This window comes from Synechococcus sp. R3-13, assembly GCF_047462195.1.
Classification (GTDB): Bacteria; Cyanobacteriota; Cyanobacteriia; order Thermostichales; family Thermostichaceae; genus Thermostichus.
In genome coordinates this window covers 1-19,722 of record NZ_JANSIO010000017.1, presented here as the reverse complement: position 1 = coordinate 19,722, position 19,722 = coordinate 1, and the positions used below count along the sequence as shown (strand labels likewise).

Annotated in this window: 18 protein-coding genes, 1 tRNA gene and 1 riboswitch; of the genes, 13 read left to right on the top strand and 6 right to left on the bottom strand. The window is 60.6% G+C overall.

All coding sequences use genetic code 11. The features are described 5' to 3' along the window. Window positions 1-220 precede the first annotated feature (220 nt). The gene (locus tag NW856_RS00510) at window positions 221-1,171 is read right to left on the bottom strand and encodes a DUF1517 domain-containing protein (protein ID WP_414398538.1); all 951 of its coding nucleotides are present in this window, start codon (window positions 1,169-1,171) and stop codon (window positions 221-223) included. A gap of 192 nt (window positions 1,172-1,363) precedes the next feature. Here NW856_RS00510 and NW856_RS00505 point away from each other — a divergent pair, with 192 nt between their 5' ends. The 3 genes from NW856_RS00505 to nusB all read left to right on the top strand — a co-directional run bounded on the left by NW856_RS00505 (window position 1,364) and on the right by nusB (window position 5,390). Then, on the top strand, window positions 1,364-2,224 hold the full coding sequence (locus tag NW856_RS00505; RefSeq protein WP_414398536.1) for a Cof-type HAD-IIB family hydrolase: 861 nt from the start codon (window positions 1,364-1,366) through the stop codon (window positions 2,222-2,224). Between the two features lie 11 nt (window positions 2,225-2,235). Then, complete coding sequence (locus NW856_RS00500; protein WP_414398533.1) at window positions 2,236-4,395, top strand: ATP-dependent helicase; 2,160 nt, start codon at window positions 2,236-2,238, stop codon at window positions 4,393-4,395. A gap of 119 nt (window positions 4,396-4,514) precedes the next feature. Continuing rightward, entirely contained in the window at window positions 4,515-5,390 is an 876-nt protein-coding gene (nusB, locus tag NW856_RS00495) for a transcription antitermination factor NusB (RefSeq protein ID WP_414331399.1), read from the top strand. A 5-nt stretch (window positions 5,391-5,395) separates the two neighbouring features. On the opposite strand, the gene NW856_RS00490 is transcribed toward nusB, so the two are convergent. Both NW856_RS00490 and NW856_RS00485 read right to left on the bottom strand, forming a co-directional pair. Further along, window positions 5,396-5,839, bottom strand: coding sequence for a DUF29 domain-containing protein (locus tag NW856_RS00490; RefSeq protein WP_414331397.1), 444 nt, complete (start codon window positions 5,837-5,839; stop codon window positions 5,396-5,398). Between the two features lie 143 nt (window positions 5,840-5,982). Next, window positions 5,983-6,054, bottom strand: a tRNA-Gly gene (locus NW856_RS00485). A 235-nt stretch (window positions 6,055-6,289) separates the two neighbouring features. Here NW856_RS00485 and ssuE point away from each other — a divergent pair. The 6 genes from ssuE (at window position 6,290) to NW856_RS00455 (ending at window position 11,074) form a co-directional block, all read left to right on the top strand. Beyond that, on the top strand, window positions 6,290-6,817 hold the full coding sequence (ssuE, locus tag NW856_RS00480; protein WP_414331394.1) for an NADPH-dependent FMN reductase: 528 nt from the start codon (window positions 6,290-6,292) through the stop codon (window positions 6,815-6,817). Window positions 6,818-7,049: 232 nt separating this feature from the next. Next, window positions 7,050-7,131: riboswitch (Glutamine riboswitch) on the top strand. 79 nt (window positions 7,132-7,210) lie between these two features. Further along, entirely contained in the window at window positions 7,211-7,384 is a 174-nt protein-coding gene (locus tag NW856_RS00475) for a DUF4278 domain-containing protein (RefSeq protein WP_083757650.1), read from the top strand. Between the two features lie 289 nt (window positions 7,385-7,673). Then, window positions 7,674-7,913 (top strand): preprotein translocase subunit SecG, encoded by a 240-nt coding sequence (gene secG, locus NW856_RS00470; RefSeq protein WP_011433676.1) that lies wholly within the window; start codon window positions 7,674-7,676, stop codon window positions 7,911-7,913. Between the two features lie 12 nt (window positions 7,914-7,925). Next, window positions 7,926-8,588 carry a YqiA/YcfP family alpha/beta fold hydrolase gene (locus tag NW856_RS00465; protein WP_414388296.1) on the top strand — a complete coding sequence of 221 codons (663 nt, stop codon included), beginning with the start codon at window positions 7,926-7,928 and terminating at the stop codon, window positions 8,586-8,588. Window positions 8,589-8,646: 58 nt separating this feature from the next. Further along, window positions 8,647-9,381 (top strand): HAD family hydrolase, encoded by a 735-nt coding sequence (locus NW856_RS00460; RefSeq protein WP_414398532.1) that lies wholly within the window; start codon window positions 8,647-8,649, stop codon window positions 9,379-9,381. Between the two features lie 37 nt (window positions 9,382-9,418). Further along, window positions 9,419-11,074 (top strand): gamma-glutamyltransferase family protein, encoded by a 1,656-nt coding sequence (locus tag NW856_RS00455; protein WP_414398530.1) that lies wholly within the window; start codon window positions 9,419-9,421, stop codon window positions 11,072-11,074. 5 nt (window positions 11,075-11,079) lie between these two features. Here the strand turns inward: NW856_RS00455 and fabG are convergent, their stop codons facing one another. Further along, window positions 11,080-11,841 (bottom strand): 3-oxoacyl-[acyl-carrier-protein] reductase, encoded by a 762-nt coding sequence (gene fabG, locus NW856_RS00450; RefSeq protein ID WP_414398528.1) that lies wholly within the window; start codon window positions 11,839-11,841, stop codon window positions 11,080-11,082. A 266-nt stretch (window positions 11,842-12,107) separates the two neighbouring features. Here fabG and NW856_RS00445 point away from each other — a divergent pair, with 266 nt between their 5' ends. Beyond that, the gene (locus NW856_RS00445) at window positions 12,108-12,602 is read left to right on the top strand and encodes a DUF3531 family protein (RefSeq protein WP_414331319.1); all 495 of its coding nucleotides are present in this window, start codon (window positions 12,108-12,110) and stop codon (window positions 12,600-12,602) included. Window positions 12,603-12,614: 12 nt separating this feature from the next. Here the strand turns inward: NW856_RS00445 and NW856_RS00440 are convergent, their stop codons facing one another. Together NW856_RS00440 and lptC are read right to left on the bottom strand one after the other, a co-directional pair. After that, the gene (locus tag NW856_RS00440; RefSeq protein WP_414398527.1) at window positions 12,615-14,390 is read right to left on the bottom strand and encodes a sulfatase; all 1,776 of its coding nucleotides are present in this window, start codon (window positions 14,388-14,390) and stop codon (window positions 12,615-12,617) included. A gap of 81 nt (window positions 14,391-14,471) precedes the next feature. Further along, window positions 14,472-15,446: an LPS export ABC transporter periplasmic protein LptC gene (gene lptC, locus NW856_RS00435; RefSeq protein WP_414398524.1), complete on the bottom strand. Its 975-nt coding sequence runs from the start codon at window positions 15,444-15,446 to the stop codon at window positions 14,472-14,474. A 155-nt stretch (window positions 15,447-15,601) separates the two neighbouring features. Here lptC and NW856_RS00430 point away from each other — a divergent pair, with 155 nt between their 5' ends. From NW856_RS00430 to ppk1, 3 genes are read left to right on the top strand one after another with little or no spacing between them, the layout of a single operon-like run. Further along, on the top strand, window positions 15,602-16,471 hold the full coding sequence (locus NW856_RS00430; RefSeq protein ID WP_414398523.1) for a branched-chain amino acid ABC transporter permease: 870 nt from the start codon (window positions 15,602-15,604) through the stop codon (window positions 16,469-16,471). A 12-nt stretch (window positions 16,472-16,483) separates the two neighbouring features. Beyond that, the gene (locus NW856_RS00425) at window positions 16,484-17,443 is read left to right on the top strand and encodes a branched-chain amino acid ABC transporter permease (RefSeq protein ID WP_414398520.1); all 960 of its coding nucleotides are present in this window, start codon (window positions 16,484-16,486) and stop codon (window positions 17,441-17,443) included. Window positions 17,444-17,501: 58 nt separating this feature from the next. Then, window positions 17,502-19,676, top strand: coding sequence for a polyphosphate kinase 1 (ppk1, locus tag NW856_RS00420; protein ID WP_414398519.1), 2,175 nt, complete (start codon window positions 17,502-17,504; stop codon window positions 19,674-19,676). Window positions 19,677-19,722 lie beyond the last annotated feature (46 nt).

Here is a 19,722-nt window from a genome sequence, read left to right as displayed (position 1 = left end):
TTCTGACAGCCCCTCTTCCAAGCTGTTCTCCAAATCTTCGAACAGCTCATCCAACAGAGAATCTGCCTGCTTGACTTGGCCAGACCATGCCCAAGGGGAACGACGGCCTCTGCCCGCTGAAGCATCTAACCCGGACATACAACCTCCCTAGCCTGAGCGGCGGGGATCCCGAGGAGTTGAGACACTCAGCCAACAGTTGCCGTCTATCGCCCAAAGGCTCTCAAAGGAGCCGCATTTCCGGGTACTCGGTCAACAGCGCCTCTGCCGACAGGGTGTCTCCCTCCAACTGCGGCGTCCACAGCACTTCGATGGCCACAATCCGATCTGCCGGAATCGAAGCCAGCTGCAACAGGCACTGCCGCAGATCCGCCATGGAGTTAACTACAGGTAGTGTACCCAAGTTACCACGATACGCAACCAGCAGAGTGACCACCAGATACTCGCCGATATCCGGGATCCCGGCAGCAGACCGCTGCAGCGCCGCTTGGGAAACCTGTTGGATTTGGTTGTTGCGGTTGCTGAGGCTTTCGATGCTGAACTTGCTGCGCTCTTGCAAGGAGGCTTGGTAGAACAGGGATTCGGCGCGAGACAAGGGCAGCCTGTCGGCTTGGGCATGGCCATAGGCCCAGTAGTCGCTGTAGCGCATCAAGCCAAGAGTGACCTCTTGCAACAGTTGGCTCAGCCCTTCCGGCGACTGAGTATCCGCTTCCAGAGCCAGGGCGTTCATGTCTTTTTGCAGTTGTCGGGCGCTGGCCAGCAGGCCCACTTTCACCTGCGCAACGGTTACCTGCGGATCACGAACCCCAATGCTATCGTCCCCCTCTTCAGAGCTGGCTGCTGAGCGCAGTGTCTGCACCAAAAAGCTACCTGCCCCAATCAAGAGCAGCAGTGTGAGCAGGCCGCCACCCCCTCCCCAGAAAAAGGGCACCAGCAGCGGAAAACCGAAGCCGCCCCCATAGCTGGGGTACACGGGAGCTGAGTAGTGCGGGCCAATCGAGCGGGGGGCAGAGAACGTCGGAGACCGGAAAGATCCGCCGCCAATGCGACCGCCACTGCGTGCCCAAACAGCGCCTAGGGGAGCCAAGGCCAAGATCAAGGCCAGGGCGATGGCCAGCAAGGGCCGGCAGACGCGACCGATGTGTTTCAGCATGTTCACGATGTTTTCATCCATCACGGGGCTAGTCTCCCTTAATTCTATGCTTTCTCGTGGGTGGGAATAGGGGCAGGAACCGATCCCTCACCCGGCCATCTCACTTGTTCAATTCTTCTGTGTTGATTCTTTGTGTACTGAGCCGGCCAATGACCGTCAACCAATCGAGGCAGAGCCATGCTACGGTCTGGGAGGTTGCCAGGAGGAGGGGCAATGCAAACTCAAGTGAACGTCCAAGCGGAGGGAAAGGAGCGGGCATATTCTCCACCCCGTGCCCAGATTCGGCTGTTGGTGGTGGATATCGATGGCACGATTGCCGGGCCTTCCAACCAGGTTTCGGAGCCGGTTCGGGAAGCCATTCAGAAGGCCAAAGCAGCAGGGGTGCGAGTAGCCATTGCTACGGGTCGCATGCATCGTTCTGCCGAGCGGTTCCACTACGCGATTGGGGCCGATATGCCCCTATGCAGCTACCAGGGGGCTTTAATTCGGGATCCCGATAGCCAAAAGACCCTAAAGCACTGGAGCCTGGACTGGCCGCTGGCCGAGGAGTTGTTGCAAGCGTTGCAGGATCAGCCGGTGGGGGTTCACCTCTACATCGATGACCAGCTCTACTTACGGGAGCTGAGCCCTCTCAGTCAGGCCTATGCTGAGCGCTCTCAGGTGCCGTTCCAGATGTTCTCTTCCGCCCAATACGGACGAAGCCCCACCAAGATCCTGGCTGTTTCTGAGGATACCGAGTTCCTTCAGGAATTGCAGGGATCCCTGCGGCGGCGGTATTCCCCTGAGCAGCTCTATCTCACCCGTTCGGAGCCAATTTTTCTCGAGGCTACCCATCCGGCGGTGAACAAGGGCAATGCCGTTCGTTTTTTGGCGGAGGAAATGCTGGGGTTGTCGGCGGAGCAGGTGATGGCCATTGGCGATGGCGACAACGACATTGAGATGATTCAATACGCCGGGATCGGGGTGGCGATGGGAAATGCCTCGCCAGCTCTGTTGCCCCATGCCGACTGGATCGCCCCTTCTGTAACAGAAGACGGGGTGGCGGCGGCCATCGAGACCTTCATCCTCAGCTAGGCAGGGATCCTATGCTGGGTCTGGCTTCTTCTCCCTTTCCTGAGGTCACCCTGCGTCCGGCGCAGCAACAGGCGTTGGCCTACCAATCGGGGCCGCTGGGGATCGCCGCCGTTCCGGGGAGCGGCAAGACCTTTATTCTGGAGCTGTTGATCGCCGATTTAATTCTCAATCGGGGGATCCCACCGGAGCGCATCGGGGTGTTCACCTACATGCGTTCGGCGCGGGGCAACTTGATCAGCCGCATCAATCAACGTTTGCAACGGGCGGGGTATCCGGATCGCTTTACCCAGGCCTTTACCCTGCATTCTTTGTCGTTGCGGGTGTTGCGGGAGGCCCCCAGCCGTTGGGAGGAGCTGTCTATTTTGGAGGGATACGAACAGGAGCGGTTGCTCAGCCGCCTGTGCCGCGCTTGGCTCGTCCGCCATACTCAGCTCTGGGAGCCGCTGATCCCCGGCGACAACAACCCGCAAAAGATCGCCCAAAACCGAGCCCAGTTCCGGCGCAGTTTCCAGCAGATGGTGCAGGTGGTCATCAGCAGGGTCAAGAATCTGCGCCTGGGGCCAGAAGTGATCCCCAGCGAGGGCTATCTGGGCTGGGCTGCTCCCATCTACGCCGGTTATCAAGCGGAATTGCGTCGCCTGGGCAAGTTAGACTACGACGACCTGGGCTGGCAAGCAGTGGATTTGATCGAGGGCAGTCCGGAGCTGCGGGAGCAGGTGCAGAACTGGTACGACTACCTGTTCGAGGATGAGGCCCAAGACAGTTCCCCCCTGCAGGAAGAGCTGCTGCGGCTGCTCAGCCAACGCACCGGCAACCTGGTGCGGGTGGGGGATCCCAACCAGAGCATCATGGGCACCTTTACCAGCGCCGAGCCGCGGCTGTTTCGCGCCTTTTGCCAGGCCAGTCCTCAGGTGGTGCTCTTGGATGAATCCAGCCGCAGCGCCCCCCAGATCATCGCTTTGGCCAACCGCCTGGTGGAGTGGGTGAATCAGCAGCACCCCATCCCGGCTTTGCGCACCGCTCTGGCCCCCCAGCCCATTCAACTGGCCACCTCCGGTGGCCAAAACCCCCCGGCCAGCGAGGGTGGTGTGGACTTTCTGCGGGTTGTCGGATCCCCGGAGGAGGAGCTGCAACAGGTAGCGCGGCAGGCCATTGCAGCCGCCCAAGCTTTTCCCGGCCAAACGGTGGCCATTCTGGTCACCACTAACGAGCTGGGGGGCAAAGCCCTCAGCTATCTCCAGGAAATGGGAGCGGAGCGGGTGATCGATCTGTTGCGGGGCAGTCCCAGTCAGCGGCGGGTGTTGTTGCAGCTCAAGGGAATCATCGACTGGTTTGCCCGTCCCACTGCCCCCCCTCGCTTGGCTGCTGCTGTGGATTGCTTGGCGGATTGGGCGGGGATCCCACGTGCTGAACTGGGACCGATGTTGAGCTGGATCCGCGCCTCTCTGCCGGAGCGGCTGCTGTTCCCCAACTTTGGTGAGGCTCCCGCTCTGCCCGATGGCCCGCCTTGGCAGAACTTGGGCAGGCTGCTGCGCACCCTTGCCGGTTGGCTCCGGGCCGGGCGATCCCCTTGGCCAGAGGTGCTGAATGTGATCGTTCAAAGCCTCTACCGCAAGCCGGAAGAGCTGTTTGTGGGTCGCTACGTGATCGATCAACTGGAGCAGGTGCTGGGATCCCTGCCCGAAACCGATTGGCAGGAGATCGCCCAAGAATTTCAGGTGATTCTGGATCACCGCCTCAACAACTTGCCTTCGGAGATCTTCGCCTTCGACCCCGAGCCGGGCAGCATCACTGTCACGACTCTGCATCGGGCCAAGGGGCTGGAATGGGATCAGGTGTTCATCCCCCAGGTGTCGGCCTACGAGTTTCCCACCCAGTACGGGGAGCGGCCCCTGGGGCTGAGGTTTTTGGATGAAGTGGATATGCAGGCAGAGGCCCTGGCTCAGTTGCGACAGCTCAGCCCCAAAGGCGGCTGGGATCTGCAGGCCGACTCGGCCACCAAGCAAGCCTTTTTGGACTTGGCAGCGGAGCGGCTGCGGCTGCTGTATGTGGGCATCACCCGCAGCAAACGACGGCTCACCCTCTCGGTATCCAGCCAATCTCGCTTTGGCACAGAGCAGAGTTCATCTTTGGTGTTTCGGGTGTTAAGTCGCAGTTTTAGGGCCGGTTGACCGGGTGAGTCTCTCGTTCTTCATGGATTGGCAACCTGCTAGCATGGCTAAGCCCGATAGCGCTTGCGCGCCGCCTTGCGGCAATGGGGCAGTCTTTCAGAAGCTATGGATATTCTGCAATGCAACCTCGGCGTATTGCCCGCGAACTGGCCCTGCTGGGGGTCAATCAACTGCCAGCCACGGCGGCCAAACTGAGCGAAAAACAACTGGAGGACTTGCTGCTGGCAGCCATCCGCGCCCTGAGTGAAGAGACCCATGAAACCCTCTCCACAGCGGCGGCGGAAATCCAGCGCAGCGACCGTTTGTTGCACGAGAGCGATCCTCTATTGTTGGCCGATTCGGATCCCAAGGAAGAGGGTGGATCCCGCTCCGTCACCCTCCGCCTTCAGCAGGCCCAACGACACCTGCAGCGCCTGGAAATCACTCTGAAGGAGGCGGACGTTCCTGACCCCAATGCCTTACGGGGGGAATTGCTGGAGCTAATCCAGCAGGTGCAAGTGGCCCTCGGCAACGCCGGCCAAGCCTTAGAACACCTGGAACAGCGGCTGCACAGCGTCCGCCACATCTTGGATGAGGTTGTCCAGTTGTCCCAAAGAGCAGTCAACCGGGTGGGCGTTGCCCTGTCCATGCCGGAACTGTTGTACATTGCCCAATCCCAAGAAGTGCGCGCCTACGCTTTGCAACTGTTAACTGCCCTGCGAACCCACAAGGAGGCGATTGATGCTCGTTTGCAAAAGGCTTTGGTGGGTTGGCAATTGCAGCGGGTTGGTCGGATCGAACGAGATATCCTGCGCCTGGCGGTGGTGGAGATGGAAATACTGGCCAGCAGCCCCGTGAAGGTTGCCATCAACGAAGCTGTAGAATTGGCCAAAAAATACGGGGATCCTGAGGCCGCCGCTTTCGTCAACGGAGTGCTGCGACGGGTAGTGGACAGCCAGATGGAGACCCACCGGGGTCGGGATCCCTCCCTCCCTGGTTCTGGTTCCGGGGGCTGAGCAGATCACTGGGGATCTTCCTTGCCAGGATAAAAGTCGGGATCCATCACCTGCTCAAATGTGTAGGGACACTGGGCAGGCAGATCTGCTTCAGACAATGGTGTTTCTCTCACCACCAACAGGATCCCGTCCTGGTGAGCCTCTTGCAGGGCTGCCGAAAGATCGGGCTTGAGGCTGGGACTGTCTTTGAGCAATCGCTGGATCTGGCGGCGTTGTTCAGTAATCGTTGCCCGCCAACTTTTGCCTCGCAGGTGGGGTTGCAATTGCCACTTCAGCAAATGCCCTACCAGGATCCCCAGCCGGTGCAGCAATTCCCGGCGTTCTTGCCTGCCCAAAGCCTCGATTTCCTCCACCAAGTTGGCGATATCCAGTTGATCCCACTGCCCCGATTTCAGCAGTGCGGCTTGCTTTTGCGTCCAGGCATAGAAGTCGTACTCGTAAAGTTGCATGCTTCATTGCCTAACTGGGCACTGGCCAAGGAGATCTTACTGACCCCGAACTACCCCTTTTTACCTTGAGCTCATTGATTTCCCGGACTAGGCCAAGCCCGGGAATGCTTGCGGAAAGCGGGTTTTGCCGGTTGGTTGGGGAAAGCGGGCGATGAGACTCGAACTCACGACATCCAGCTTGGGAAGCTAGCGTTCTACCACTGAACTACGCCCGCGTAAATCAATCTCAAGTTTAGCAAGCTGAAACCCTTGCTGAATCTAACCTATCACGTTCCCGACCCCTTGAGTAGGTGGGGAGTTGGGGGGGGCATATTTTGCCCGCAATTTGACCAGCAGGGAATGACGTCGAGAGACAAAGCTATCGTGCATGCTGGGGCAGGGCGAGAGTGGGTTAATCATCTTTCACGTGGGATCCCTGGTACAACTGAGGCAGTATTCTGTCTGCGGCCTATGTCCAGCATCCTCCTGCTCTCCGGTAGTCCCAGCACTCCTTCTCGCTCAGAAGCCGTTTTACATCACGCTGCCGGGATCCTGTCCGATCTGGGATTGACCACTCAGTTTGTTTCGGTGCGGGATTTGCCCCCAGAGGATCTGGCACTGGCCAAGTTCGATAGCCCTCAACTCAAGGCAATTCAGCAAAAGGTGGCCCAAGCTACCGGGATCGTCATCTCTGCTCCCGTTTACAAAGCCTCCTATCCAGGTGTGTTGAAGGCACTGCTGGATTTGCTGGATCAAGACGCCTTTACCGGTAAAGTGATTCTCCCCATTGCCACCGGGGGAACCCTGGCCCATCTGCTGTCCATCGACTTTGCGATGAAACCTGTGCTGGCGGTGATGGGGGCAACCCACATCCTGAGAGGGGTTTATATCCTGAGTTCTCAAATTCAGTTGGACGCTGCCGGAACACTACAGCTAGAGGCCGACATCGAGGAACGTCTGCGAGCAGGGCTGCAGGCACTTGCGCAGGCGGTGAAATAGAAGAAATCAGAATTTTGCGGAGACTGGCCGAATACGGGATTGGTGCCCTGGGCCCGGAACCGGTTGCGGCAATCTATTCCGAAAAGTGCATAGGTGATTGCCCAGTCAGGCCCGAGAAGCCGCGGAAGAGCCGACGGCAAGGGATCCCTTTTGCGGGTATGGCCGGATTAAATTTCTATAAATCCCTCAAAAAACCTGCAAAACCGTAAGTTATGATACAGACATAGGATAAATCGTTCATCTCTGCAGTTGGCTCACCGTTGGTTGGGAGCTGTGCAGAGACGGAAGTAGGGGTCTTCCCGAAGGAACGCGCCTCAACTGAATCGCGCCACTCTCTCCGTGGCTTACGGTTCAACAACAACAAACTCAACCCTTCGTTGATGGAGGCGACTTATGAAACTCTCTTTCCGTGGCAACACCTTTGACTACGTTCCCGCGCATACTCAGCTCAGTGATGAGGAGTTGCAAGCTCAGTATCGCGGTCAAACCTTCTGTGTGCACCACACCAGCAAGAAAGCGATGCCTCACCCTCATCAGCCCCTGACCTACCGGGGTGTAAGCTACTGAGGTGAATACTGTTTGCCCTTGTAGGTGAGGTGGGGATCCTCTGGAGATCTCCATAGAGATTCGGAAAAGACCGAGCGGCCCCGTTTGGGGTCGTTTTTTGAGGCAAAGCAACACCCCCAGAAGGAGCAGCACCCGTTCCACCTGAGAAGCAAGTAGATGGGTCTGGGCCTGCCGAGTTGAGTTTGAACGAGTTGAGTTTGAAATGGGAGCGATGCCGAGGCAGGGTGCGCTAAGATGCGGTTCCAAGCGATAATGGCCTTAGCAACTTGCCCTACAGGGATCCGCTGCGATGGAAGCGTTTTTCGAGTTTCTCTGGTCGGCTTCGGCCATCTTGCTGGTGATCTTGGTGCTGCTGCACAGCCCTAAGGGGGATGGGTTGGCGGGCATTGGCGGGCAGGCCCAGCTGTTCTCCAGCTCCAAGAGTGCTGAGCAAAACCTCAACCGCATCACCTGGACGGTAGCGACCCTTTTCCTCTCCATCAGCGTGGTGTTGGGGGCGGGCTGGCTCTCGGCAGCCACAGGGCCATAGGGATCCCTTTCCGTGTTGGCGATTTACCTGCATGGATTCGGCTCTGGGCCGCAGTCGGCCAAGGCGACTTTTTTTCGGCAGCGGCTGCAGCAGGTGGGGATCCCTGTTCAGGTGCCTGATCTGAACCAGGACAATTTTGCCCAGCTCACCTTGACCCGCCAGATCCAGCAGGTTTCCAGCCAGCTTGCCGAGATGAACTACCCCCCTGTCACCCTCATCGGCTCTAGCTTGGGGGGCCTGGTGGCTGCTTGGGTTGCCGAACGACAACCTTGCGTGCAGCGCTTGGTGCTCTTGGCGCCGGCTTTTGGCTTTTTAGGCCATTGGCTGCCGCGGCTGGGGGCAGAGGCGGTGGAGACTTGGCAGCGAACCGGACAACTCATGGTGTTTCACTACGGAGAAGGCCGCCCTCTCCCTTTGGAGTACGGCTTTGTTGCCGATGCCCAGCGCTACCCGGATGGGGGGTTACGACGGCCTGTGCCCACCCTAATTGTGCACGGGATCCAAGACGACACCATCCCCATTCAAGCCAGTCGAGACTATGTGGCCCGTCGCCCCTGGGCCCAACTGGTGGCGGTGGAGAGTGACCACGCCCTGACGGATGTGTTGGATCCCATTTGGCAGATCACCAGCCGCTTCTGCGGGTGGGGGATGGAGACGGGGCAGTATGGTTGTTAAAGGGGATCCCTGTCCCGTGCTTGCCCATTCGCGAAAGCGTCGCGTAGCGATAATGTCTATGCAATCCAAAGTGCTGTGCCTACAACAGGGGAAGGCTGACGTGACTGCCGGCCTGCTCTTCGATATGGACGGGGTGATTGTGGATTCGGAACCAATCCATGCCCGCGCCGGGGCCATTGCCCTGCAACGCTGCCACCTATCCCTGGATTTGGCCCCCATCTCCCTGCAGTTCAAGGGGCGCACCGACCGCGACATGTTCGAGTACCTTGTCCAACACCAGACGGACACCCCACCTGCAGAACGGCCCCTGCTGGTGCAGCGCTTGATCGAGGAAAAGGCCAAGGCTTTTGGCGAGCTGCTGGCAGAGGTACCACTGGTGCCGGGGGTGCTGGAGTTTTTGGCGGCCAGCCGCCGGCGCTTTTCTGCCCTGGCCGTCACCACTTCGGCCATCCGCCGGGATCAAGCGCAGATTTTCCAGCGCTTCGACCTGCACCGCTGGTTTGACGCGGTGATTACCGCCGAAGACATTCAGCGGGCCAAGCCCGACCCAGAGCCTTACCTGAAAACGGCTGCCGCTGTGGGGTTGGATCCGGCGTTGTGTTGGGTGATTGAAGATTCTACCCATGGGATCCGCGCCGCTAAGGGGGCTGGCTGTTTTGCGGTGGGCCTCACCACGGCTTTCACCGCCGAGGAACTGCGCCACGCCGGGGCAGATGTGGTGGTGGACAGCTTTGCGGAGTTGGCCGCACTCCTGTTCGCGAGAGCGTCGCGTAGCGATAACCTGCCTGTGTAGGGAGCCCAGCCCATTCGCGAGAGCGTCGCGTAGCGATATGCCAGCACCCACTCCAGCACCCACTTTTTTGCGGCAGGCCCTGGATCGCTATCCGTTTGCTTCGCGGCGACGGGTGGTGATGGGCAGACAGGGATCCGTGGCCACCAGCCAACCTTTGGCGGCAATGGCGGGCATGGAGATGTTCTGGGCGGGCGGCAATGCTGTGGATGCAGCGGTGGCGATAGCGGTGGCTCTGACGGTGGTAGAGCCAACCTCGAACGGCATTGGGGGTGATGCCTTCGCCCTGGTGTGGGAGGGGGGAGAGAAGGGTCGGCTGTATGGGTTGAATGCTTCCGGTCGCAGCCCAGCCGCCCTGACGCCGGAGCGGTACCGGGACCATGGGCGGATCCCCCCCTACGATTGGTTAGCGGTGACGGTGCCGGGGGCAGTTTCCGCTTGGCAGACCTTGCACCGGCGCTGGGGAAAGCTGCCGTTCGAGCGTCTGTTTGTGCCTGCCCTTCGTCTGGCGCAAGAGGGATTTCCGGTCTCTCCCCGGGTGGCCCAACTGTGGCAGGCGGCGGAGGCCATCTATTTGCCCCTGCCGGATCCGCGCCACGAGGCCTTCAAGGCCGTTTTCTTTCCCCAAGGGCGTGCCCCACGGGCTGGAGAGCGCTGGAGCAGCCCCCTGCATGCTCAAACCCTAGAAGAGATTGCCCGTAGCGGTGGGGAGAGTTTTTACCGGGGGGAGCTGGCCGAGAAGTTGCTGGCTTTCTCGGAGGCCACGGGCGGCTTCCTGTCCCCCGCCGACTTGGCCCAGCACCAGGCCGATTGGGTGGAACCCATCCATACAGATTACCGCGGCTACACCGTCTGGGAGATCCCCCCCAACGGGCAGGGCATTGCCGCTTTGATGGCGCTCAACCTTTTGGAGGGTTTTGAGCTGGGTCGGATCTCCTACGATGCCGGCGAGCGCTATCACCTGCAGATTGAGGCAATGAAGCTGGCCTTTGCCGATGTGAGCCGACAGGTGGCGGATCCGGAGTATGTGCGGGTCAGTCCTGCCCAGATGCTGGATAAGGCTTATGCACAGCGGCGGCGGCAGTTGATCGGGAGGGAGGCGATCCCCCTGGCCCAGCCAGGGCTGCCGGAGGGGGGAACGGTTTACCTGGCTGCAGCCGATAGGGAGTTGATGGTGTCTTTGATTCAGTCGAATTTCGATGGCTTCGGCAGTGGTCTGCTGGTTCCGGGCACGGGCATTGCTCTCCACAACCGCGGCACGGGTTTCACCCTGGAGCCCGGCCATCCCAACCAGGTGGGCCCCCGCAAGCGCCCCTACCACACGATCATCCCCGCTTTTCTATCCAGAGAAGGGATCCCCCTCGGCCCTTTTGGTGTGATGGGAGGGACGATGCAGCCCCAAGGCCATGTGCAGGTGGTGGTGAATTTGGTGGATTACGGCCTGAACCCCCAGGCGGCTCTGGATGCGCCCCGCTGGCGAGTGCTGTGGGATCGGGGGATCCCGCAGGTGGCGCTGGAGAGCACGGTGCCGCCCCAGGTGGTGCGCGAACTCTCCGCCCGCGGCCATGCAGTGCAGGTGGTGGACGCAGAAGAGGATTGCGGTCTTTTTGGCCGGGGACAGATCCTCTTGCGGGATGGGGATCACTTCATTGCGGCTTCCGAACCCCGTGCCGATGGCCTAGCCCTGGCGTGGTAGAGTGCCTAGCTCATCACCATGCCACCATCGATGGCAAAAACCTGTCCCGTGATGTAGGCCGCCGCCGGATCTGCCGCCAAAAAACGCACCAGCCCCGCCACTTCTGCCGGGGATCCCAGTCGCCCCAGGGGGATCTGCGCCAAAATCGGGCCAGGATCCAGTTTTTCGGTCATTTGGGTGGTGATGAACCCCGGTGCCACGGCGTTGACGGTGATGTTGCGGCTGGCCAGCTCGCGAGCTGCTGTCTTGGTGAGGCCCACCACCCCTGCTTTGGCGGCGCTGTAGCTGGCCTGGCCGGCATTGCCCACCAAGCCCACCACCGAGGTGATGTTGATGATGCGCCCCTGGCGCTGCTTCACCATGATCTTGGCGGCTGCCTTCAGGCAGAGAAAGACCCCCGTCAGGTTGAGATCCAGCACCGCCTGCCAATCTTCTGGCTTCATGCGCAGCAGCAGGGTGTCGCGGGCCATGCCGGCATTGTTCACCAGCACATCCACCCGACCCCACCGCTCCATCACCTGGGCAAACAGGCTCTCCACCGCCTCTGGGCAAGACACATCGGCGGCCACAGGGATCCCTTCTCCCCCCAGGGCCGCGATCTCCTCCACCAGGGACTCGGCTTCGGCAGCGGAGCGGGCGTAGTTGATCGCCACTTTTGCTCCAATGGCCCCCAGGTGCAGGGCAATCGCCCGGCCAATGCCCCGGCTGGCTCCGGTGACCACAGCCACCCGGTCTTGGAGGGAAGGCAAAGGGAGAAGCTCAGACATAAGCGGCAGGTTCCTCGTGATTCGGACAGCGTGATTAGGACAGCCGCAACAGTATAGGATGCTTTGGGGCCGTCTGGCTGCCACGGACTTCCCGGCAACCGCCTGCGCCATGTCCGTCCTAACCGCCGATGGCCTCGGCAGGAGGGATCCCACGGCTCTGTGCAGTCACCCTGCCCGCAAGATGTGTTGACGGACGGATTCCCAGACCAACGGGCGAGCAGAGCCGGACTATGATCAAAGGCTAGGCCGCAGCAGAGGAACTGTCCATGCAAGTGGAGTTTCGCGAGTGCGATCCGGGAAATCTGTGGATCTGGTTTGAGTTTGCGGAGCCGCCGGTCGAAGCTGAGCTGGAGTACCTCAACGAGGTGCTGGAGTCGTGGTACGTGTTGGGCAAGCTGGGAGGATTTAACGCCGAGCGTCTGGTGGCCCAAGAGGCCGAGGTGGATCTGAGCTATCTGGAGTATCCCAACGAATCGGAGCCCTTGCCTTCCCTAATGCACAACATGGGATCCCTGGAAGAGAAGGACAACTGGGCCCGCTGCTGGTTTGATCTGGGCACCGCCGATGCGATGGCGCTGGATGTGTTGATCAACGCCCTGCGCACCCTCAGCCTGGAATACATCGGCCTCAGCCGCGTGATTATCGGCGGGCAAAATGAGGATTGGCCAACGGCGGATCCGGAGGAGATGGATGACATGGATGACTACGATCTAAACGGCTATGTGCGGGATCACAGGGAGGAGGAAGGAGGGCTGGAATAGCGGGATCCCTGCCTACTCCAAGTAGCCCAGCTCTTGCATCTGCCGCACCAAGTCGGCATCGCTTTCCACATTCACCTTGCGAGGAGCCGTGCTGGGCTGTCGGGATTCTGCCCAGCTCACCCACGTTCTCAGCCCCTGCTGCAGGCGAGCCAGCCAAGCCTGGGGGGAAAGGGATCCCCAGCCGGCTTCCCCCGCCGACCCGTCGTGACAGCGTTGCGGATCAGCATCAGGGAGAGAGGAGACAGGATCCCCGTTGCCGACCCAGAGCAGATCCCGCAGCTCCGCCGGATCCTGCTCCAAGTTGTAGAGGCTGGGACGATCCCCCGTTTGGATGAGCTTGGTCATCCCCTCATAGAGGGCACGGCGGATGTCGTAACAGGCACGCGCCCGCAGCAGGCTGTCGTTACGGCTTTCCATAGCCCGAATGAGGAGGTGGGGCGGGAAGGCTTCGCTGAGCACTGTTCCCTGCTCGGGATCTTCCCCTGCCAAGGTGCGGGCCAAGCTGAGGCGGGCGACCTCGCGGCGGAGCTTGAGGCTGACACAGGGGGCACCGTTGGGGGAAAGGTTGGGGCTAAAGCCGGCAGCTTCCAGGAGGGTATGGAAGAGGCGGCGGGTGGAAACGGGGGTAGCAATGCGTTTTCCTGCCGGGAAGTGGCCGGGATAGCGCAGGATGAGGGGCACGCGGATCAGCTCTTCGTAGACCACAAAGGCGTGGCCGACGAAGTCGTGTTCTCCCAGGCCTTCGCCGTGATCGGCGACGATGGCCACCAGCGTGTTCTGCTCCAGGCCGGTGTGGCGCAGGGTGTCGAAGACGGATCCCAGTAGGTGATCTTGGTAGGCCACCTCAGCATCGTAGACATCCCGCAGCACCTGCGCTTGCAGTGGAGAAAGGGGCTGCGGCAGGGGCGCCATCCAGCGGTAGGGCTGGGCGTTGTATTGGCGCAAAAAGTCGCGGGCCTCGCGGTTGCTTTTGAAATAGGGGGCGTATTTCTGCACAAAGGGCTCCGGCGGCCAGTAGGGCAGATGGGGCTCCATCAGGTTGACAAAGCAAAAGAAGGGCCGTGCTCCGGGATCCGACCGGCGGCGGGCCATCTGGTGCAGGTAGCGGTTGAGGTCGGCAATCGAGGCGGCGGTGTTGCCTTTGAAGTTGAGCAGGCGGGTCCAGAGGGAGGCAAACCAGGGGTGCAGCGCCAGCTGGAAGAGGGTGTCGGAGCGGGCAAAGGCGTTTTGCACCGGATAGGAGAGCCGCCGCCAAAATTGGGTGTAGGCGGCCAGCCAGCGGTTTAGGGGGGCAGGCAAGGGGTTGCCCTCGGGGGGGCGGGTGGGCAGAGCGCCGCCGTAGTTGTAAAAGGTTTCGAAGCCGCGCCGCAGGCCGTTTTTCAGGATCCCCACCAGAGGGTTGTTGCAAAAGCCCACAGTGGTATAGCCGCTCAGCTGCAACAGCTCTGCCAGGGTGGGCAGGGCGGGGCTCAGCTCCAGATCTGCTTGGACAGTCTGGTGGGTGCTGGGGTATTCCCCCGTAAACAGGGAAGCGTGGGAGGGGATGGTCCATTGGGCGGGGGCAATGGCCCGCTCGAAGAGGGTGGATTCGGCGGCCAGCCGATCCAGGTTGGGGCTGGTGGGCAGTTGGCGGGCACGCTCCGCTTCCGACCAGTAGCAGGAGAGACGATCTGCCCGCTGGGTATCCAGCACGATCAGCAGGATGTTGGGGCGTTCTACGGCAGCAGCGCCGGCCCTTGCGGGGAAACATCCTGTTTGCGTCAGCGAGACGGAGTCCTTAAAACTCACCACAACCCACCTGATACGTTTCTTAAAGTATCCCTATCCTGCCATGCTCTCGGCCAGCTTTCTGCTTCCCCCACCGCCTCCTCAGGGCAAAGTGAGCTGGGTTTGGCTGTTGCCTTGGATCCGAGCAGTGTTGGCCTGCCAATCCAGGATCCCTTGGTTGCCTCTGACAGTCAAAGCCTGGCCGGGCTGGCGGTAGCGCACGTTGCCCTGGGCCTGCAGCTGGGTGGAGCCGATGCGCCAGCGGATCTCCTGGGCCTGCAGCTCTTGACCGGTTTGCTCGGCTTTGGCTTGCCCGTTGCCCAATATGCGCAACTCGGTTAGAGGCAGGGGAGCCCGCAACTGCTCGCCCCTGAGGCGCAAAGCTTGTAAGGGAGCGTAAACCTCTACAGACCCTACTGCCTGCACTTCCCCGACGCCAAATTGCCACAGAAAACGGCTGGCAGCCAGCTCCAGATCCGGATCCCGGTACTCTGCCCGCACCGGCTGAGTGGGATCCCAGTTCTCCAGCTGCATCTGGGCTTGGCCAAAGTCGACGAGCAGCCGCTCCCCCTGCAGGGATCCCTGGCCCTCCAACAGCTCCACTTTCACCTGGCCCTCGGCTTGGAGGCGGCGCTGTTCCGGCAGCCATTCCACCCGCTGGGCCTGCAGACGCAGATTATCCCGCTCTGATTCCACCTTGACTTGACCCGTCAATTCCAGACGTCGTTCGCCGGGGTAGGCAGAGCCTTGCTCGGCGCGGGTGCGGATGGCGCGGTTGTCTTCGTCGAAGAATTCCCCCTCAACGGCCTGCAAATGGGCGGATCCCAACTGCACAGGAGTGGCGCTGCCTTCGGAGGGGGACTCATATTCGGCCAGGCGAGCCTGTAAGCGCCAGAGAATGGCACCATCCGGTCTGGCCTGGGTGAGGGTGATGTCTTCGTAGATTAACTGGGGAGTGGGAATGGGATCCGCAGGTGTGGGATCCCTGTCTGGGGATGGCTCCAGCGCTCCGCAGGCAAGGCTCAACAGGGCCAAAGCTGCCAGGGAGCTGAGGATGGACAAAGACCTGGACTGCATGGATCTTCTTCCTTGTGGGCGCTCTCCCCTACCCTAGCTTTCTTAGGACTCCGTCCCGCTGGCGCGATCAGCCGTATCCTTCCGCTGTGCCGGACGGGATCCCGCTCTCGGCAAACCCGTGGCATTATCAGGGCAAAGTGTTTTTGGGGGCAAGCGTGACCCAACTGTTGCAACTTTTCATTTACGGCCTCGTCTTGGGCAGCATCTATGCTCTGGGGGCAATTGGGGTATCCCTCACGTTTGGCATTTTGCGCTTTGCCAACTTTGCCCACGGGGATCTGATGACCCTGGGGGCCTACTTCGGCCTGACATTTGTTGGGTTGGGTTGGCCAATTGGGGTGAGCCTGATCCCGGCAGCTTTGGCCACGGTACTTTGTGCAGTTGGGATCGACCAACTCATTTATCGCCGCCTGCGCCGGGAGGCACCAGTGATCTTGCTCATTTCTTCTTTTGGCACCGCCCTGATTCTGCGCAGCCTGGTGCAGATCATCTGGGGGCCCAACAATCAGGTGTACCGCAGCGGGATCCAGTTGCCGTGGCGGCTTGGGGAGCTGCGCATCAAGCCCGATTGGGCAGTGATCCTGGTGGGAACAGCCCTGTTGGTGGTGGCCCTGCATCTCTTCTTACAACGCACGCGGGTGGGCAAAGCGATGCGGGCCATGGCCGACAATTTTGAGCTGGCCAAGATTACCGGCATTGATACGGAGCGAATCGTTCTCTGGACTTGGGCCATTGGCGCAGCCTTGGCCTGTGCAGCAGGTGTGTTCCTGGGCATGGATACCCGTCTGCACCCCACCATGGGCTGGCGGCTATTGCTGCCCATTTTTGCAGCGGCCATTCTCGGCGGCATCGGTCGCCCTTACGGGGCCATTGCCGGAGGAGTGGTGATCGGCCTGGCGGAAGAATTCTCGACCTTGGTGATCAACCCGGCCTATAAAACCGGGGTGGCCTTCGCCATTTTGGTACTGCTGCTGATCTTCCGACCCACGGGATTACTGGGATCCCCAGGTGGGGGGGATGTCTGATGGGGATGTCTGATGTTGAGCTACGGCATTTTCTTTTTGATTTTGGTGGGGATCTACGGCGTGCTGGTGCTGGGCCTCAATATCCAGTGGGGCTACGCCGGCATGTTCAACATCGGGGTGGGAGCTTTTTTTGCCATGGGAGCCTATGCCAGCGCCATTGTCACCACACCCCCAAGTGCCGAACATCTGGGCGGCTTCAATCTACCCTTTTGGGTGGGTTTTGCCGTGGCTGTGGCCGTCGCCGGAGCGATTGCCTTTTTGATCGGCTTGATTACCCTGAAGCTGCGTTCCGACTACCTGGCCATCGCTACCATCGGCATTGCCGAGATCATCAGCCAAATCCTGAGGAATGAGGGCTGGCTCACCAACGGTGTGCGAGGAATTACCCGCATTCCGCGACCCTTTCGCGGCTGGATCCCAGGTCAGGATACCCTTCTCTACTTGGGCTTGGTGCTGGTCATTTTGGCGGTGGTCTATTGGGCTGCGGAGCGGGCCTATCGCTCCCCCTGGGGGCGGGTGCTGCGGGCCATTCGCGAGGATGAACCGGCAACCATGGCCGCCGGCAAAGATGTGCTCCAGTTTCGCCTGCAGGCGTTTGTGCTGGGATCCATGCTGATGGGGTTGGCGGGGGCCCTCTACGCCCATTTTGTCAATTTCATCAGCCCAGAAGCCTTTCAACCGGAGTTTGCCACCTTTATCGTTTGGGTAATGCTGATCGCGGGGGGCAGTGGCAACAATCGCGGCGCCTTGCTGGGAGCGCTGGTAATTTGGGGGGTGTGGTCGGGCAGCGAGTGGCTCACCAACCGTTTGCCGCCCCAGTGGGCCACCCGGGCTGGCCCTTTGCGCATTTTGTTGATCGGGATCCTGCTCCAGGTCATTCTTCTGACGCGCTCTCAAGGATTGTTGCCTGAACGTCCGCCCAAGCCCGTCTTGGGCACTTCTCCTTCGCCTAAGCAGAACCCCACAGGATAGGATTGGGTCGGCTCCAGCTGTTGTTGACGTGTTTGAGATAACCCAGCCCTCTGTCGTCATGACTCCGCGTCCCAAGGAAACTGACCCTTCCTGGCCACCCTGCAACCCTGACACGACGGGCTGCCCCCCTGATGCCGGACAACCAGGGATCCGGACTACACCCATCCAAGAGGGCTATGCTCTGCCGGAGCAGTATTTCAACCGGGAGCTGAGCTGGATTGAATTCAATGCCCGGGTTTTGCACGAGGCCCTGGATGAGCGCACACCTCTGCTGGAGCGGCTGAAGTTTCTGGCCATCTTTGAGAGCAACCTGGACGAATTTTTCATGGTGCGGGTGGCGGTGATCCGTCGTCAGTTGGAAACGGGCGTGTTGGTGCTAACCCCGGATGGCCTTACACCGCAGCAGCAGTTGCAGCAGATCTCGAGCCACCTGCGCCCCCTGATTCGCAAATTGCACACTTGCTTCCGGCAGGAACTGGTGCCCAAGCTGGCGGAACAGGGCATTCACATCCGCGATTTTTCCGAGCTGGCCGAGTCGGAACGGCAGGAGCTGCGGGACTACTTTGAGAGGCGTTTGTTTCCAGTGCTCACCCCCTTGGCAGTGGATCCGGGCCATCCCTTTCCCTACATCTCCAACCTCAGCCTCAGCTTGGCAGTGGTGGTGCGGGATCCAGAGACTGGCAAGGAGCATTTTGCTCGCGTGAAGGTGCCCAACACCTTGCCCCGCTTTGTGCCGCTGCGGGATGGGGTGAGCTTTGTGCCGCTGGATCAGGTGATTGCCCACCATCTGGAAGCGCTGTTTGTCGGCATGCAGGTGCTGGAGTACTACCCCTTCCGCATCACCCGGGATGCCGATCTGGAAATCCAAGAGGACGAGGCCGACGATCTGCTGGCTGCCATTCAAGAAGAGCTGCGCAAGCGCCGCTTCGGCTCAGTGGTGCGCATGGAGATTGCCAGCCAAACTCCGGCAGCCATCCGACAACGGCTCAGCGAAGAGATGCGCCTCAACAGTGACTCGGTGTACGAAGTGGATGGCCTCTTGAGTATGGGGGGGGTGATGGCGTTTCTCAGCCTGAATCGGCCCGATTTGAAGGATCCCCCTTGGGGGCCGGTCACCCCGCCCCGCCTGCGCACTGCCTCGGTCAGCGATGAGCCGGTGGATATCTTTGCCGTCATCCGGGAAGGGGATCTGTTGGTGCATCACCCCTACGATTCTTTTGCCGCCAGCGTGGAACGGTTTTTGGAGGAGGCCGCCAACGACCCCCAAGTGCTCACCATTAAGCAAACCCTCTACCGCACCTCCGGCGACTCGACGGTGGTGAAATCCCTCATTCAGGCCGCCGAAAACGGCAAGCAGGTGGCCGCTCTGGTGGAGCTCAAAGCCCGTTTCGACGAAGAAAACAACATCCTCTGGGCCAAAAAGCTGGAGAAAGCCGGGGTCCACGTGGCCTACGGCCTGCCGGGGCTGAAGATCCACTGCAAGCTGGCTTTGGTGGTGCGGGAAGAGGGGGGATCCCTGCGCCGCTACGTCCACATCGGTACCGGCAACTACAACCCCAAAACCGCCCGTATCTATACCGACCTAGGGCTGTTCACTTGCGATGAGACCCTCTGCAACGATGTTACGGAATTGTTCAACCTACTGACGGGCTACTCACGGCAACGGCAATTCCGCAAGCTCTTGGTGGCCCCCAGAACCCTACGCCAGGGCATGGAAGCCCTGATCCGCCGCGAGATGCGCCATGCCCAAGCGGGGGGCCAGGGGCGTATCATCGTCAAGATCAACTCTCTCACCGACCCGGAAATGATCCGGCTGCTCTACGAGGCCAGCCAAGCCGGGGTGGAGATCGACCTCATTGTGCGCGGCATGTGCTGCCTCAAGCCCGGGATCCCAGGCCTGAGCGATCGCATCCGCGTGATCAGCATCATCGGGCGCTTCCTGGAGCACTCCCGCATCTTCTACTTCTACAATGGCGGCCAGGAAGAGTACTTCATCGGCAGTGCCGACTACATGACCCGCAACCTGGATCGGCGCGTTGAGGTGGTTACCCCTGTGGAGGATCCCGCGTTGCAGCGGGAGCTCAAGGCGATCTTGGACATCTGCCTGACGGACAACCGGCAAGCCTGGGAGTTGCGCCCTGATGGCACCTACGTGCAGCGGCAACCCAAGCCAGGAGAGCCTATGCGCTCCACCCACCAACGCCTGATGGAGCGGGCCGCCAGCCGCGTTTAGCAGGATGACTCTCACTGGTGACATACTCCCATCACTGACCCTACAG

Coding starts and splice junctions, on each gene's coding strand:
- NW856_RS00510 (WP_414398538.1), bottom strand. CDS start 1,171: ATGGATGAAAACATCGTGAACATGCTGAAACACATCGGTCGCGTCTGC.
- NW856_RS00505 (WP_414398536.1), top strand. CDS start 1,364: ATGCAAACTCAAGTGAACGTCCAAGCGGAGGGAAAGGAGCGGGCATAT.
- NW856_RS00500 (WP_414398533.1), top strand. CDS start 2,236: ATGCTGGGTCTGGCTTCTTCTCCCTTTCCTGAGGTCACCCTGCGTCCG.
- nusB (WP_414331399.1), top strand. CDS start 4,515: ATGCAACCTCGGCGTATTGCCCGCGAACTGGCCCTGCTGGGGGTCAAT.
- NW856_RS00490 (WP_414331397.1), bottom strand. CDS start 5,839: ATGCAACTTTACGAGTACGACTTCTATGCCTGGACGCAAAAGCAAGCC.
- ssuE (WP_414331394.1), top strand. CDS start 6,290: ATGTCCAGCATCCTCCTGCTCTCCGGTAGTCCCAGCACTCCTTCTCGC.
- NW856_RS00475 (WP_083757650.1), top strand. CDS start 7,211: ATGAAACTCTCTTTCCGTGGCAACACCTTTGACTACGTTCCCGCGCAT.
- secG (WP_011433676.1), top strand. CDS start 7,674: ATGGAAGCGTTTTTCGAGTTTCTCTGGTCGGCTTCGGCCATCTTGCTG.
- NW856_RS00460 (WP_414398532.1), top strand. CDS start 8,647: ATGCAATCCAAAGTGCTGTGCCTACAACAGGGGAAGGCTGACGTGACT.
- NW856_RS00455 (WP_414398530.1), top strand. CDS start 9,419: ATGCCAGCACCCACTCCAGCACCCACTTTTTTGCGGCAGGCCCTGGAT.
- fabG (WP_414398528.1), bottom strand. CDS start 11,841: ATGTCTGAGCTTCTCCCTTTGCCTTCCCTCCAAGACCGGGTGGCTGTG.
- NW856_RS00445 (WP_414331319.1), top strand. CDS start 12,108: ATGCAAGTGGAGTTTCGCGAGTGCGATCCGGGAAATCTGTGGATCTGG.
- lptC (WP_414398524.1), bottom strand. CDS start 15,446: ATGCAGTCCAGGTCTTTGTCCATCCTCAGCTCCCTGGCAGCTTTGGCC.
- NW856_RS00425 (WP_414398520.1), top strand. CDS start 16,484: ATGTTGAGCTACGGCATTTTCTTTTTGATTTTGGTGGGGATCTACGGC.
- ppk1 (WP_414398519.1), top strand. CDS start 17,502: ATGACTCCGCGTCCCAAGGAAACTGACCCTTCCTGGCCACCCTGCAAC.